This is a genomic window from Paenibacillus sp. 1781tsa1 (assembly GCF_024159265.1).
Classification (GTDB): domain Bacteria; phylum Bacillota; class Bacilli; order Paenibacillales; family Paenibacillaceae; genus Paenibacillus.
Genome location: NZ_JAMYWY010000001.1, coordinates 3,085,782 through 3,101,330 on the forward strand (window position 1 = coordinate 3,085,782; position 15,549 = coordinate 3,101,330).

Annotated in this window: 8 protein-coding genes; 7 read left to right on the forward strand and 1 reads right to left on the reverse strand. The window is 46.4% G+C overall.

Annotated features, from left to right (window positions below):
• Positions 1-42: 42 nt before the first annotated feature.
• On the reverse strand, positions 43-876 hold the full coding sequence (locus tag NKT06_RS13795) for an AraC family transcriptional regulator (RefSeq protein WP_253435088.1): 834 nt from the start codon (positions 874-876) through the stop codon (positions 43-45).
• A 122-nt stretch (positions 877-998) separates the two neighbouring features.
• Between NKT06_RS13795 and NKT06_RS13800 the strand changes: the two genes are divergently transcribed.
• The 7 genes from NKT06_RS13800 to NKT06_RS13830 all read left to right on the forward strand — a co-directional run bounded on the left by NKT06_RS13800 (position 999) and on the right by NKT06_RS13830 (position 15,483).
• Entirely contained in the window at positions 999-2,456 is a 1,458-nt protein-coding gene (locus NKT06_RS13800; RefSeq protein ID WP_253435090.1) for an alpha-L-fucosidase, read from the forward strand.
• Positions 2,457-2,866: 410 nt separating this feature from the next.
• On the forward strand, positions 2,867-4,261 hold the full coding sequence (locus tag NKT06_RS13805) for an exosporium glycoprotein BclB-related protein (RefSeq protein ID WP_253435092.1): 1,395 nt from the start codon (positions 2,867-2,869) through the stop codon (positions 4,259-4,261).
• Between the two features lie 687 nt (positions 4,262-4,948).
• Positions 4,949-10,198 (forward strand): S8 family peptidase, encoded by a 5,250-nt coding sequence (locus NKT06_RS13810; protein ID WP_253435094.1) that lies wholly within the window; start codon positions 4,949-4,951, stop codon positions 10,196-10,198.
• 199 nt (positions 10,199-10,397) lie between these two features.
• The gene (locus tag NKT06_RS13815) at positions 10,398-11,159 is read left to right on the forward strand and encodes a YheC/YheD family protein (RefSeq protein ID WP_253435097.1); all 762 of its coding nucleotides are present in this window, start codon (positions 10,398-10,400) and stop codon (positions 11,157-11,159) included.
• A gap of 150 nt (positions 11,160-11,309) precedes the next feature.
• Entirely contained in the window at positions 11,310-12,482 is a 1,173-nt protein-coding gene (locus NKT06_RS13820; RefSeq protein WP_367399892.1) for a GntR family transcriptional regulator, read from the forward strand.
• 223 nt (positions 12,483-12,705) lie between these two features.
• Entirely contained in the window at positions 12,706-14,007 is a 1,302-nt protein-coding gene (locus NKT06_RS13825; protein ID WP_253435101.1) for a glycoside hydrolase family 125 protein, read from the forward strand.
• A 96-nt stretch (positions 14,008-14,103) separates the two neighbouring features.
• Positions 14,104-15,483 carry an extracellular solute-binding protein gene (locus NKT06_RS13830; RefSeq protein WP_253435103.1) on the forward strand — a complete coding sequence of 460 codons (1,380 nt, stop codon included), beginning with the start codon at positions 14,104-14,106 and terminating at the stop codon, positions 15,481-15,483.
• Positions 15,484-15,549: the final 66 nt, after the last annotated feature.

A 15,549-nucleotide genomic window follows, 5' to 3' on the forward strand; every position in this document is an offset into this window, starting at 1 on the left:
ATGAGGAGACTCCCTTTTAATATGAGCTTATATGCACCATGATTACGATGTGCTAACCGTAGTTTGTCTGCGGAACTCCGTAGGTGTCAGTCCTGTATGCTTTTTGAACTGTCTGGAGAAATAATACAAATCACTGAATCCGAGATTCTCGGCGATGGCAGTGATCGTGTTCGGGGTGCAGGTCAGTAATTCCTTGGCTTTATCGATTTTTTTGCCAGTAATGTAGAGGATCGGAGGAAGGCCAATCTGTTGCTTGAAGAATCGAATGAAATAATTCGGATGCATGTAGGCAATCTGGGCCAGATCCTGAACCGAAATATTTTCTTCGATGTTGGAATCAATATAAGCCAGAATGTTGGATAGCTTCTCCATAACAGGCACGTTAATAAAAGAGATCTGATCCAGATCCAGATTCATTATATAGTGGGACAGTAACTCGGTTAGTTTGCTCTTGGCCATCATATGGGCATAGACTGAGTCGGATTTGGCATATGTAAGAATGCTGCTGAAGATTTCTTGAATCAACTCAGGTTGGTCCATCGTACAGCTAGTCGGGAATTTCAGAATTTGGAACAAATTGATTCCCCCAACCTTTGCACTAAAGTGACACCAATATTTGAGAAAAGGACGGTCATTAATTGCAGAGTAGGATTGTTTGATCCCCTCTGGCATTAAAATAAGCTGATTAGGCACAGGGTAAAACTCCTCATTCCCAATCTTAAGCCAACCTTCACCTTCACATATGAAATAAAACTTGCTGTAATCAGGTGTATAATCCAGATCTCGCCAATCCATGTCGCACCGATTATAGTTGACCATGAATAATTCAACTTGCAGATTGGACAGGTAGTTTGTAAGCAACGTTTGGTGATTCATGCTATTCATCTCCATACAAGGTTAGTATTGTCCATCTAAAAGTTAGTGTTCTGCATGTTTAACCTTTGGCCGTAACACTACAATACAAGTGCAGACGATAACGGAGGGAATGAGAACAGTTCATGGACAAAAAGGAATATTTGCAACAGATCGAAGCAACAATTGCGAACGGTAAATTTAAGGACAACTGGAGTTCGCTCAGCGCTTTCCAAGTTCCAGAATGGTACCCAAAAGCGAAATTCGGTATATTCATCCACTGGGGGCTGTATTCCGTCCCGTCTTATGATAGCGAATGGTATTCGCGAAATATGTATATCCAAGGCTCCAAGGCTTATGAACATCACCTTGCGGTGTATGGACCTCATAAGGATTTTGGCTATAAAGACTTCATTCCGATGTTTCGTGCAGAGAAGTTTGATGCCGATGAATGGGCAGCTTTATTTAAACAGGCCGGAGCCAAATATGTTATGCCTGTAGCTGAGCACCATGATGGTTTTCAGATGTACAAGAGCTCTATCTCTCACTATAACACATATGAAATGGGCCCCAAACGAGATATTCTGGGTGAGATGAAGGTTGCATATGAGAAGCAGGGCTTAACCTTATGTGTATCGTCTCACCGCGCCGAGCACTGGTTCTTCATGTCTCACGGAAAGGAGTTTGATTCAGATATCAAGGAACCCCTTGAGCGTGGGGATTTCTATTGGCCTGCCATGCCTGAGCCGGATCATCATGATCTGTATGGTTCTCCTCCAACTGAAGAGTATCTGGAAGACTGGTTGATTCGATGCTGTGAGCTGGTGGATCAATATCAGCCAAAGGTCTTCTATTTCGATTGGTGGATTCAGACGGTTGCATTCAAACCCTATCTCAAGAAATTTGCGGCCTATTATTATAACAAAGGTGAAGAATGGGGCGAGCCTGTAGCAATCAATTATAAACATGAGGCCTATATGTTTGGCAGTGCCGTTCCGGATGTGGAGCGCGGACAATTCGCTGATCTTAAGCCTTATTTCTGGCAAACGGATACGGCTGTCGCTAAAAACTCATGGTGTTATACGGAAAATAATAACTACAAAACGGCTGAGGAGATCATTCGGGATCTCGTCGATATTGTAAGCAAGAACGGAAATCTTCTGCTGAATATTGGCCCCAAAGCAGACGGCAGTATACCGGATGAAGATCGCGACATTTTGCTGAGCATCGGCAAGTGGCTTGAAGTGAATGGAGAAGCGATCTATGACACGACATTCTGGCGTACGTTTGGCGAGGGTCCAACCGAGGTGAAGGAAGGGCAGTTCACGGATGGAGATACGAAGATATTTACAAGTGAAGATATACGATTTACGATAAAAGAAAGCAGTCTGTATGCCACGGTTCTTGCCTACCCGGATAACGGAGTAACTCACATTAAATCGCTGAAGGAAGGTTCTCATCATTTCCAAGGCGTTATTCAAGACATTCAGGTACTTGGATATGAAGAAAAACCGCAATGGGAGAGAACTGCGGACGCTCTGACAATTACCACGACCAACGTCAAGAGTAATGCGCCTGTTGTTTTCAAAATTGAAATAGATTAATGAATTACGATTATTTTCAATGAGGTTATTATAAAAGGGCGCATCCAGGAGTATTGTACTCATTGGATAGCGCTCTTTGGGTTGCTTAACTTTTTTAGCATTTCGGGGAATTCAGGAGAGCTACATTTTCGGAATGGTTTTCTCCGCCATAATTTGATATATCATGGGATCGTTCTGATGTAACATAATCGTTTCGTCGATTGTGTCAAATTCAGTCTAAACACTGCAAATTAAGGAGTGTATGTCCACACCTGGGGAGAAATATTCAGTTCATATTGAGAATATAATCCCTGTAAGTGCTGTCAGTATGGCTCGCCCGACTTATTATTAAGTGATTTTCGCTGCACCATACCTCCAAAAAGTAATGCCGGAATGAGTAAGTTGACTCACTAAGGAGGAGATCCCGACAGATGAAGCCAAAGAAACGTATAAGATTTGGTGGAAACATATTTAAGAAAAATAGAGGAGGAGAACTAGATCACAAGTGCTTTGAAAAAGAAGCCGAATTACTTCTTAAGCTGATTGGTGAGTTAAAAGGAGCGATTGTACAGGTTTTTGCCAATGCTACTCCGCACAATATTTCACTTCTGATTGAGGTACTGCGTAAATTACTGGCTCTGATTCATCATTCGGATTTGAAAAAGGGAACCAGGGCAGACCTCGAAGCTGTCTTGGAGCTTACCATTGTATCTGTAGAGGCTGTTCCATTCTCTCCAATTAGTGTGGCGACCAATTTGCAACAATTGCTGGATGTACTACTCTCTGTCATTTTACAGGGAAATATCGATTCGGCTGAGAAAGATCAACTGGTCATTTTGATCCGTGCGACCGAATTGGCGATCACAACAGGGCTTAGAAACACAGGGAGTCAAGGGCCGGCTGGACCTGCGGGTCCTCAGGGCGTACCTGGTCCACAAGGCCCGACAGGTGCTGCTGGTTCTCAGGGTGGTATAGGTCCTGCTGGTGCCCAGGGAGCAGCAGGTGCTACTGGAGCAACGGGTTCTCCTGGCCCAGCAGGTGGTGCAACTGGAGCGACAGGTGCAACGGGCAGCACAGGAGCTATTGGAGCAGCAGGCGTTGCAGGAGCCACGGGAGTCACAGGGAATACAGGAGCAGCCGGAGTTGCGGGAGTAACTGGGCCAACCGGAGCAACAGGTGACCCTGGTCTAGCGGGAGCGACGGGTGTGACAGGTGTAACAGGGGATACGGGAGCAACCGGAATTGCGGGAATAACTGGAGCTACTGGAGTAACTGGCAGCACTGGCGTAACAGGCGCTACGGGTTCGGGAGCTATTATACCGTTTGCTTCTGGCGGACCTGCTATATTAACAACAATTGCTGGTGGACTGGTAGGAACGACAAGTCTCATTGGTTTTGGAAGCTCGGCAACCGGTGTCAGCATTCTGGGTGGCACAATTGATTTAACAGGGACGGTTGTTGGCCCACTCATTAACTTTGCGTTCTCAGTCCCACGAGATGGCGTGATCACTTCCATTGCTGCCTATTTTAGTACCACAGCAGCGTTGGCCTTGGTCGGTTCAACGGTGACCATCACAGCGCAATTATTCAGTTCACCTACTCCGGATAATGCATTCACTGCGGTACCAGGGGCCATCGTTACACTGGCGCCGCCACTCACAGGTATCATTGCTTTGGGTACCATCTCCAATGGCATAACAACCGGATTGGCGATACCTGTGACAGCAGAGACACGTCTGCTGCTAGTGTTCTCCGCAACGGCGACGGGGCTTACTCTTGTGAATACTGTTGTTGGCTATGCAAGTGGTGGCGTGAATATTACATGATGCGATATAAATTTTGATATGAACGACATGAGAGATCTCATGTCGTTTCTTTTCTTGAAAAGAAATTTCGATGTTAGTCATGGTTATCTAGAACTAGATCGATCTATAATTCTTCAGAAGTATGCATAAATACGAAAAATGAGATGAAATACGTAAGCGACATGAGACACAGAAAAGCATTAAAAAGACTTATTTTCTATATTTTTCAATAAAATGCTTGTATATATCGAATAATGATTTTATACTATACGAATAAAATCCAATTAAATTCCTAATTGACTATTATATGTAATTTAAATGCGTTCACACTCACTCGAATCACGATCGAAAGTCATATTCACCACTCCTTAGAAAGCGTTCTGCTAACGCTCCTGATTACCCTTCCACATGAATGCTTATAGACATTCACTCTCGTTGCATGACTCAAACACCCAACCTTTTAGTTTTACGTCTTAACCCAAGTCGTTCCTAATCTCCTAAACTTTCAAGTAAAAAACATAGATTGATCTGTATATCTCTTCTGACTCATATTGCACCCTAACCAAACCTGTAAAGGAGGTGAGGCTTAATGTGAAATCCAGGGCGTTTATTCCGTCCGCGATGAAGGCTAGTCTACCGTTTTATTCTGCAGAGAAGGGCACATGTACCAGACTAAATTACAAAACCGGGTAAAAGGAGTGGAAAAGTTTGATAAAGATTAATCGGTTACGCAAGCCCATCTCCATGGGGCTCTCGCTTCTCCTTGCATTTTCGATCATTCATCCGGTTTCAGCTGAAAACTCCACATCATCCAAATTGGATATGAAATCTGGACTTGCCAAAGTTTCGGAGTCGAAAGTAAACGCCAAGTTGACCAAAGAATTTGAAGGTAGTGAATATGTTACCTATCTGGTGAAAATGAAGGAACAGGTGGATACAGCAGCAGTCTCCAAGCAGGCCCTCGAAAAGGCGACCATCGCCAAACAAACGGCTTCAGCCACAAAGCTGTCCGTTCGGAATTCAGTCGTCAGCTCTCTGCGAGAAACGGCCTCACGTACACAATATCCATTGGAAACTTATCTGGAAAAGGAAGTTGACCTGGGCAAGGTCAAAGAATATAAAAGCTATTTTATTGTCAATTCACTGGCAGTAACGAGTACCAAAGAAGTCATGGAACAGATTGCGCTGCTGCCTGAGGTAGAGAAAATTCTGCCGAATGAGACACGATACTTACAGAAAGCCGAAGTGAGTAAAGAACCGGCGAGTGCGGCACCAGCCAAAGATGCTGTCCAAACGCCAGATAAAGACGCTTCAGTTGGAGTCAAAGATAAAGAGCCTGCTGCAAAGGACAAGCTTGCAACAGAGAACGTGGAATGGAACCTGGATTACATCAATGCGCCAGCCGTGTGGGATCGGGGCATCGATGGAACAGGGATTGTCGTTGCCAATCTCGACAGCGGTGTGGACTATACCCACCCTGCACTTCGCAGTAAATGGCGGGGACTAGATGCTTCGGGCAATATTGTTGATCCCGAACTGAGCTGGTATGATCCGCACAGTAATGCTTCACTTCCTGCGGACGGAGACGGGCATGGTACACACACGATGGGTACGATGGTTGGCTCCGAAGCAGATGGCACCAACCAGATTGGGGTTGCTCCTGGTGCAAAGTGGATTGGTGTACGAATATTCAATCCGGAAACAACAGATGCCATTATTCTGGATGGCGGACAATGGTTGATTGCTCCGGTGGATGCGGAAGGTAATCTGCACCCTGAACTTGCACCGGATGTCGTCAACAATTCATGGGGCGGAGGTGCAGGACTGGATGAATGGTTCCGGCCGATGGTGCAAGCCTGGCGTGATGCTCAGATTTTCCCGGAATTCTCTGCAGGAAATGTGAGACTGGGTAACCCGGGCGGACCTGGTTCTGTTGCTAACCCGGCCAACTATCCTGAAAGTTTTGCTACAGGAGCAACGGATATCAACGGAAATCTGGCTTCGTTCTCCCTGCTGGGCCCATCCCCGTATGGTGAGATCAAACCGGAAGTATCTGCCCCTGGTGTAAATATTCGTTCAGCAGTTCCGGGTGGTGTCTATGAGGGAGGCTGGAACGGAACGTCGATGGCAGGCCCGCATACCACTGCACTTGCTGCACTCCTGCTTCAGGCCAACCATTCCCTTACGGTGGATCAGCTGGAGCAGATCATTACAGATACGGCCACACCGAGAACAGACAGTCAGTATCCAACATCTCCTAATAACGGCTACGGTCACGGCATTATTAATGCGCTTGATGCGGTGGGTTCTGTACTCGAAGGAATCGGCACAGTATCAGGCAGAGTCGTTACAGCCGGAGATGATCTGGAAGAGCCGGTACTGGAACACACGCCTGTCAATTCAGCCTTTACAGGCATTGATATTCCATTAACGGCTCATGTGACAGATAACGTCGCGGTAGTCTCCGTCGAGGCTTTTGCCAAAACGACAGGTACCAACCAGTACGTCTATCTGCCGATGAATCGGATTACCGGAGATAGCAAAGATGGTACGTACACAGCAACCATTCCTGCCTTTCTAATTGAGCCACAAGGTGTGGAGTATTATATCCGCGTGAATGACTATGGCAATAACGGATTCGATAGTCAGGTATACAAGGTGGCTGTCTCCAATGGTGTTCAACCCGGATATCTTCAGGATTTTGAAGAAGATCAGCTGGGCTTCACCACTGGCGGTACGGGAAGTACATGGGTATGGGGAGCACCAAGCAGTGGTCCTGGAAGTGCATACTCCGGTGACAAGGTGATTGCAACCAACCTGCAAGGGACTTATCTGGCGAATAGTAACGCATATCTGCTTGCGCCACCAATTGATCTCACCGAGAGTCCAGAAGGTGCGTTAGTATCTTTCAAACACTGGTATGATCTGGAGAATAACATCGACTTTGGCAAGGTATATATCGCTTCCGAGGACAGCGACTATGTGTTCGAAGAGTTGTTAAGCTTCACGGGTACGGGTGGTGACTGGAAGAAACAATATATTGACCTACGCGAATACGCGGGACAGCAGGTATTTATTAAATTTAATCTGACCAGTGATAACTCGGTGCAAAAGGCTGGTTGGTACATCGATGATTTCGCAGTTGAAGAATTGGATGAACTTGCACCAGGAGCTCCTGCGGGATTGACTGCAACCGCTGATATTCTGGGCAACGTAGCCTTGAGCTGGACTGGACCGAGCGATGAGGATCTCGAATCCTATATCGTATATCGCTCCACAACAGCAGGTACAGGTTATGAATCCATTGGAAGTACAACAGGAACAACGTTTACGGATACAGCTACAGTTACGGATTCGACCTATTACTATACCGTTGCGGCACTAGATTATAGTGGCAATGAAAGCGACAAGTCGAATGAGGTCTCCATTACCGTGGAAGTGCCTGAGGATATCTACATCGATCACTTCGACGGCAGTGATGATAATGGCTGGACTCATTCGGGAACCAAAGATGAGTGGGAACGTGGAATTCCGGTAACGGGACCTGCCAGCGCGGTTTCTCCGCCAAATGTCTGGGCGACTGATCTCGACAATACGTACGAAAATGGCTCCAACTATTCGCTCGTATCTCCGGTCATTGATTTGACTGATGTGTCCGAAGGAACACTCACGTTTAATCATTGGTACGAGATTGAGAGTGGATACGATTATGGATATGTGGAAGTCACCAAAGATGGTGGCACAACATGGTCCGAACTTGGCAAATTCTCACATAGTACAAACGGTAAACAATGGACACCGGTATTTTATGACCTGGAGGCACTTACCGGCAATGAAGTACAATTCCGGTTCCGTCTGACCTCAGACAACAGTGTTGTGAAGACAGGCTGGTTCATTGATGATTTCCGGGTACTGGGTGTTGCTGCGGAGACAGTAACCGAGGACAGTGCGGTTGTACTTAACAGTGACAAACCGAAACCGTCCTATGATAACCCATGGTACAAAATTTCGCGGACAGACAAAGCGGAATTTAACAAAACGAAACAGCAACAACCGGAAGTTGAAAAACCAGGAACAGGTTCGGTTAATCCGCAAAGCCTGCCTGCAAGTGCAACGGTTACCGTATTGGAAACCGGACGTTCGGTAAAGACGGATTCGGCTACAGGCAAGTATAGCTTCACACACGTAGCAGGGGATTACACGTTAAAAGCTGAGGCATATGGATATTATCCTCGAACTCAGCAGGTAACGATCACCGATGGCAGTGGAGCCAAAGCCAACTTTAATCTGGAAGCAATCCCGCATGGACAGATTGAAGGTGTAGTAACGGATGAGCGGACAGGACAACCATTGGCTGATGCTTCCGTTCTCGTGGTGGAAGATGCCAATGTAGGTGAAGTTCGCACGGGTTCAGATGGCAGCTTCGTTATTCAGGTATTAGAAGGAAGCTACACTCTATCCATCCGGGCGGCTGATTATTACAGTAAAACCGTCACTGTGACTGTACCTGGTAATGGTACGGCAGAGGCGAATGTTGCCTTGAAGCCGTTCATCGGTTTCCCTGGAGAAATTGCTTATGATGATGGAACAGCAGAGAACGCACGAGCTTTTAACGCTGCGGATAATGCTTGGGCAGTTCGAATGACACCAGAGCTGGAGACCGCTCAACTGACAGGTGCATCGTTCCGATTCTGGAACACCGAATGGCCTGTACCTGGAGGCACAGCGTTCCAATATGCAGTATATGATGCATCGGGTGCGGGCGGAGCTCCGGGACGACAACTGGCTGGACCATTTGACGGTACTGCACTTCGTAACGATCAATGGACAACTGTTGAATTCCCGGAACCAGTCATTGTAACGGGTGATTTCTATATCGTATATGTACAGAGTTTAGCTGGAACTAGTGCTCCGGGACTCGCTACCGATGAGGATGGTCCAAATGCAGGTCGAAGCTGGCAGCGAGTAGGTGGAGCGTGGAGCACTTCACCTGCAGAAGAAGGCAACTACATGATTCGTGCAGTTGTGAGATATCCGGTAAATGCACCTGTGCTCACAGCACCTGCGAACACGTATACGAATCAATCAACATTCACCGTGTCGGGAACGTCTCCGGCATCCGGCGCTCAGATCAAGTTTTACAACGGCAAAGATCTCGCTGGCACTACAACTGTTGCAAATGGGAAGTTCTCATACGGTGTGAAACTCCGTTCTGGCATCAATGCGATTACTGCCGAGGCAGTGGTGGACGGAAAAACAACCGACCGTTCACTGCCGGTTGTCATCATTTTGGATCAGACCAAACCGCAGTTGACCATTGTTACGCCAACTCAAGGAGATCGCATCAATGCGGAAGTTGTTCACGTAACGGGTAATGTCGTGGAACAATTCCTCGATAAGTTGACTGTTAACGGACAAACCGTACAAGTGGGCAAAGACAGAAGCTTCAGTCATCGCGTATTGGTTAACGAAGGCGAGAACACGATTACCATTACAGCAACCGATCTCGCTGGCAACAAAACAACGGTAACCCGCACCGTATACGTGGAAACGGCGTTGCCAGAACTTACGAATATTACGCCAGCTGAGGATGTTCGCATCACATCAGGAGAAAGTGTCACCGTATCTTTTGACAGTAAACCTGGTCTGCAAGCATCTTTCCGGATTCAGTTACCGCTGAATCTGAATGCCCAAGGGGCAGGAGAGATTCCATTAGTGGAGACTGAACCGGGTCGTTACACGGGTACGTACACAACACCTTCATCCCTTGTTCTTGAGGGGGGAGTCATTGTGATTCGCGCTCAGGATGCAGCAGGCAACAAAGTAGAGGCGGAAGCAGCTGGACGATTGTTCGTCAGTGCAGCACAAGAACAATCCGTTCCAGAACCAGATTCGAGCCCAGCGGAGACGGAATCGAATGAATCTAGTCCACCGTCTGTTGAGGGTCTGCAACCTTAATTATCAAAGTATGACAGGGATGATAACTGCGTTTTGACCATCTAAGCAAGAAGCCGATAAGCCGAGGTATCCGGGCTTGTCGGCTTTTTGTACTATCCTCTTTTCATAGCTGAAGCCTAAGATTAGTTCAACCAAAATGCATATACTGCATGGTTTGAAGCATTAGGAGCAACAAATACGATGACAGGAGGAGTGAACTGTGGGAGTTGATACAGTACAACGATCCCAACCGCTACGAAGTAAATGGCTCAAAACCAAAATGTTGCTGAATAACTCGGCGATCAAACCATTTATCCCCGATACACAGCGATATAGTCAATCGAACCTGAAGTCCATGCTGGGGAAATATAGAATGGTATATATCAAACCTGAGATAGGCACCTTTGGAATGGGAGTCATTAAAGCTGAGATGGACAATCATCATTTTGCCTACCAGATCCATCAAAAGCGTCTGACGTTCAACAGTTTCGAGTCGTTCCATCGAAGTCTGACCCATCTGGTTAAGCATAAGAGCTATCTCATTCAGCGAGGTATTCATCTTTTGCAACATCACAACAGACGCTTTGATATACGGGTAATGGTCCAGTTGAATCCCGGGCAGAAATGGGAAGCGACGGGGGTCATCGGAAGACTGGGTCATCCGAAGAAAATCGTGACCAACTATCATAGTGGTGCCAAGCCAATGAGCATTCACACGTTGCTGAAATCCCATGCTTCTGAGAAGCGGATTAATGAATTGATCCAGGAGATGAACTGCTTGGGCATTGACATAGCTCGATACATGAGTAAGAAGTATACGCGGTTGAAGAGCATTGGGGTCGATATCGGGCTTGATCGAAGTCTGACTCCATGGATTATTGAGGTGAATGCGAAGCCAGATCCCTATATATTCAATCAGTTAAAGGACAAGACGATGTATCGTAAGGTGATTCGATATTATCGTCAGTCCACCAACAAATGAAGTGACGAATAATAACCGTCCTGGTTCATAACCAGAACGGTTATTTACATAGAAAGCCCAGACAAGCTATCTATTTCTCCTTTCTTCACATTAATGATATAACATGATATATTAGGATGTAGAACATGAGAAGTATGGGTATTTATGGAGGTGTTTGTATTGGGGAAAGACTCGGCATCCAAGCCGATGTATGAACAGATCTTTGAATCTTTGCGCGAACGGATACAGCTTCATCAATATCAAGTGGGTGAGCGTGTTCCTTCAGAGAAGGAATTATGTGATGAATTCGGAGTGAGCCGGATTACAACTAAAAAAGCGCTTGAGATGCTGGCGAGTGAACAATTAATTGTTCGTCAGCCGGGACGGGGTTCTTTTGTAGCCGACACAGCAGATGTGTTACAAGAAAGACCTAACAGATCTGCTCCGCGTGCTGCGGTTAAAGATCCGGAGAAGAAGCTGCTCATTGGTCTGGTCATTACCAACTTCAGTGATATGTATGGTACAGAACTGTTATATGGCATGGAAGAAGCTTCACGAGAACATGATTGTTTTCTCGTACTTAGACGATCCTTCGGGATTCCCGAGCAGGAGGAACGCAGCATTCAGGAACTGCTGGAACTGGGTGTGGACGGATTGATTATTTTCCCGGCACAGGGTGAATATTTCAGTGATGAGATTCTTAAACTGGTCGTGAACAAATTCCCGTTTGTCTTGATTGACCGGTATCTGAAAGGCATTCCAGCTTCTTCGGTAAGTACGGATAACGTAGGCGCGGCGAGAGAAGGGATGAATTATCTGTTCCACCTTGGTCATCGACACATCGCTTTTCTGACACAGCCTCCGGCGAACACCACACCGATTGAAGAACGAATTGAAGGGATTATTGAGGCACATCATGATCAAGGTGTACTGGTGAACAGGGAATTGTGGTTAGAATCTTTTCTTTCGACATTGCCTAGTGTGTTCGATCCTCAAGTCGAGATCCGCGATGTGGAGACACTGGTGGAACATTTACAGAAATACCCGCAGATTACTGCACTCTTTGCTGCGGAGTACCATATTGCTTTGCTTGCAGAACAGGCAGCCGATCAGCTTGGTCTGAGGATTCCGGAAGATTTGTCCATCATTTGTTTTGATAGTCCAAACGCTGCCGAAGGAAGCCGTGTAACACATATGCGACAGAGCCAGTTTGATATGGGGAAACAGGCATTCGAGATGGTGCTTCAAAGTATGCAGAACAACGAAATGGCAGTGAACAGAGTTGTTTTGCCTGCGCGCTTGGTGAAGGGGAAATCAACGAGTACGCTGAAACAAAAGGGTTAATTTTAGCGGTCTTATATTCATTGGGTTCAATCAGAGACTTCGTGGAAACGAGGTCTCTTTTTGGTGTGAATAAAAAGGGAAACATCACTTTGATTGGTATATTATTTAAAACCGATAAATTAAAATAACATGCTAATATACAAATAAATATATTGACATAACATTATATTCGTTTTAGGATGATGAAAGCGGTTAATAAACTGGATTACATAAGGAGGACAACATGCTGACACCCAGAGAAGATCAAGACATTTCCCCCTCGATATACGACATGATTGATCGGGTTAACAAACGTATGCCGGATTATCCGGAACTTAACCAAATGTTCAAAAACTGTTTTACCAATACGATGGCGACCACAATTCAGCGCAAAGAAGATGGAACAACTTTTGTGATTACGGGAGATATCCCTGCCATGTGGTTACGTGATTCTGCTGCTCAGGTCAGACCTTATCTGGTTCTCGCTTCAGAGGATGAAGATATCGCTGATATGATCGCTGGACTGGTTCAACGGCAACTGAATTATATTCTTCTGGACCCTTATGCAAACGCTTTTAATGAGACGGAGAGTGGGAAAGGACATCAGGAAGATCTGACGCAGATGAATGATTGGATCTGGGAACGGAAGTATGAGATTGACTCTCTGGCTTATCCGATTCAGCTCAGTTATCTCTTGTGGAAGAACACGGGCAGAACAACACAATTCAATGACACGTTCCGCAAAGCAGCCCAGATTATCATGCAATTATGGCAAGTGGAACAGCATCATGAGACGAAATCACCTTACACGTTCCAACGTCTGGATGCTCCCGAAACCGATACGCTCTGCCGAGATGGACGAGGTACTGAAACAGCCTACACAGGCATGACCTGGTCGGGATTCCGTCCCAGCGATGATCGCTGTGAATATGGTTATCTGATTCCATCCAATATGTTCGCTGTTGTGGCGCTTCGATATCTACAGGAAATTGCTGAAACTGTATTCGAGGATGAAACGCTGGCAGCGACTGCTCAGCAGTTGGAAGATCAGATCAACAAAGGCATTCAGGATTATGGCACTGTCGAACATCCAGAATATGGAACCATACATGCATATGAAACCGATGGGAAAGGCAATTACAATCTGATGGATGATGCCAATGTGCCGAGCCTGCTGTCTTTACCTTATCTCGGATACGTGGATGAGAACGACGAGGTGTATCAAAATACGCGCCGTTTCATTCTATCCTCGCATAACCCGTATTTTTATGAGGGTACAGCAGCTGCTGGAATTGGAAGTCCGCATACACCGGAAGGATACATCTGGCATATCGCTTTATCGATGCAGGGGCTAACTACAGAGGATCGCCACGAAAAACTGCGATTGCTCCAGCTCATCCAACAAACGGATGCGGGCACCGGATTGACCCATGAAGGCTTTTCGGCTAACAATCCACATGAATATACACGTCCATGGTTTTCATGGTCCAACATGCTCTTTAGTGAACTGATGATGGATTATTGCGGATTCCGCGTAGAGAAATAGGATTGCGTACAGAAATAGATAGGAAAGCAAGAGAGAACCTGCGAGTACATCATAACGTTCGGAGTTCGTCGAATTCCGACAAGAGGAGAGCGAACCATGAGAAAAATATCATTGAAAATGCCGGTAGCAGCAGTTATGACATCCTTGCTCATTCTAACGACAGCCTGTTCAGGCGGAAGTTCCAGTACAGGCACAACCAGTGATGGCAAGAAGCAAGTAACCGTATCGTTCCGTTCTTCAGGATCTGAAGATACACTTACGAAGTTTTTTCAATCAGGATTGGTGGATCAGTTCGAGAAAGAAAATCCGGATATCAAAATCAACATTGCACCTGTATTGGCAAGTGAAGGTGATTATACATCCAAAATGGTTTTGCAGATGAAATCCCCGGATACGGCACCTGATGTCATTGCAGAAGATACATCCATCATTAAATCCGATGCTGCTGCGGGATATCTGGAGCCACTGGATACACAGGTTCAGGGATGGCCCGATTGGGAAGAACACATCATCGACAATCTGAAGGCAGGGGTTACCGGAGAAGACGGCAAAGTGTATGGCGTTCCGGCTACCTCGGATACACGCGGAATCTGGTATAACAAGGAACTGTTTCAACAGGCAGGTCTGGAAGTTCCGTTCAAACCTGCAAGCTGGGCAGAAGTACTCGAAGCAGCGCGTACCATCAAGCAAAAACTGCCGGGTGTGACACCGCTTAATATGATCGTGGGCAAAGCAAACGGTGAAGGTGTCACCATGCAAACGCTGGAAATGCTGCTCTATGGTACAGCGGACACGCTGTATGACGACACTAGCAAAAAATGGGTAGTTAACAGCCCGGGGCTGCTGGATTCCTTCAAATTCATAGATCAAGTGTTTAACACGGATAAAACAGGTCCGACTATGCAGGTCGCCTTAAATGGACAAGCTGGCAGTATTGCATTCCAGCAACAATTCCCGCAGGACAAGCTGGCGATGGCTGTAGATGGTAGCTGGGCAGGTTCGACATGGGCCGAGAACGGTGCTGCTCCAATTGCCAACGTCGAAGAGAAAATAGGTTTTGCGCCATTCCCGACACAAAATGGGGAAGAACCTGGAGCAACGACGATGTCTGGAGGATGGGCTTGGTCTGTTCCTGCACAAGCGAAGAACAAGGAAGAGGCTTGGAAATTTATTGAGTTTCTGATGAATAAGGAAAATGCGACTGCACGCGTAGTAGCGGAAGGCAGCCTCAGCCCACGTAATGATTCCACAGAAGTTGAAGGGTATACGGATCGTCCATATACCAAAGAAGCACAGGAACTCTTGAATGTGGCTCACTTCCGTCCAGCGAACGATCAATATGCAGCGGTATCCGCACAATTGCAAAGCATTGTTGAGAGTATTGCCTCTGGCAAGCTGACGCCGGAAGAGGGAGTTACGCAATTGAAGGACAACGTATCCCGTTCCCTTGGCGCGGACAGCATCGAAGAGAAATAAGGATATCGATATATTCGGAGGGGGAGGCACAATCTCCCCTTTTTCCGGTTCGAATGGAGAGTGACT

What these genes read in the sequence shown, in the direction of transcription:
- NKT06_RS13825 (WP_253435101.1), top strand. Translation starts at nt 12,706, where the DNA reads ATGCTGACACCCAGAGAAGATCAAGACATTTCCCCCTCGATATACGAC.
- NKT06_RS13800 (WP_253435090.1), top strand. Translation starts at nt 999, where the DNA reads ATGGACAAAAAGGAATATTTGCAACAGATCGAAGCAACAATTGCGAAC.
- NKT06_RS13795 (WP_253435088.1), bottom strand. Translation starts at nt 876, where the DNA reads ATGAATCACCAAACGTTGCTTACAAACTACCTGTCCAATCTGCAAGTT.
- NKT06_RS13830 (WP_253435103.1), top strand. Translation starts at nt 14,104, where the DNA reads ATGAGAAAAATATCATTGAAAATGCCGGTAGCAGCAGTTATGACATCC.
- NKT06_RS13805 (WP_253435092.1), top strand. Translation starts at nt 2,867, where the DNA reads ATGAAGCCAAAGAAACGTATAAGATTTGGTGGAAACATATTTAAGAAA.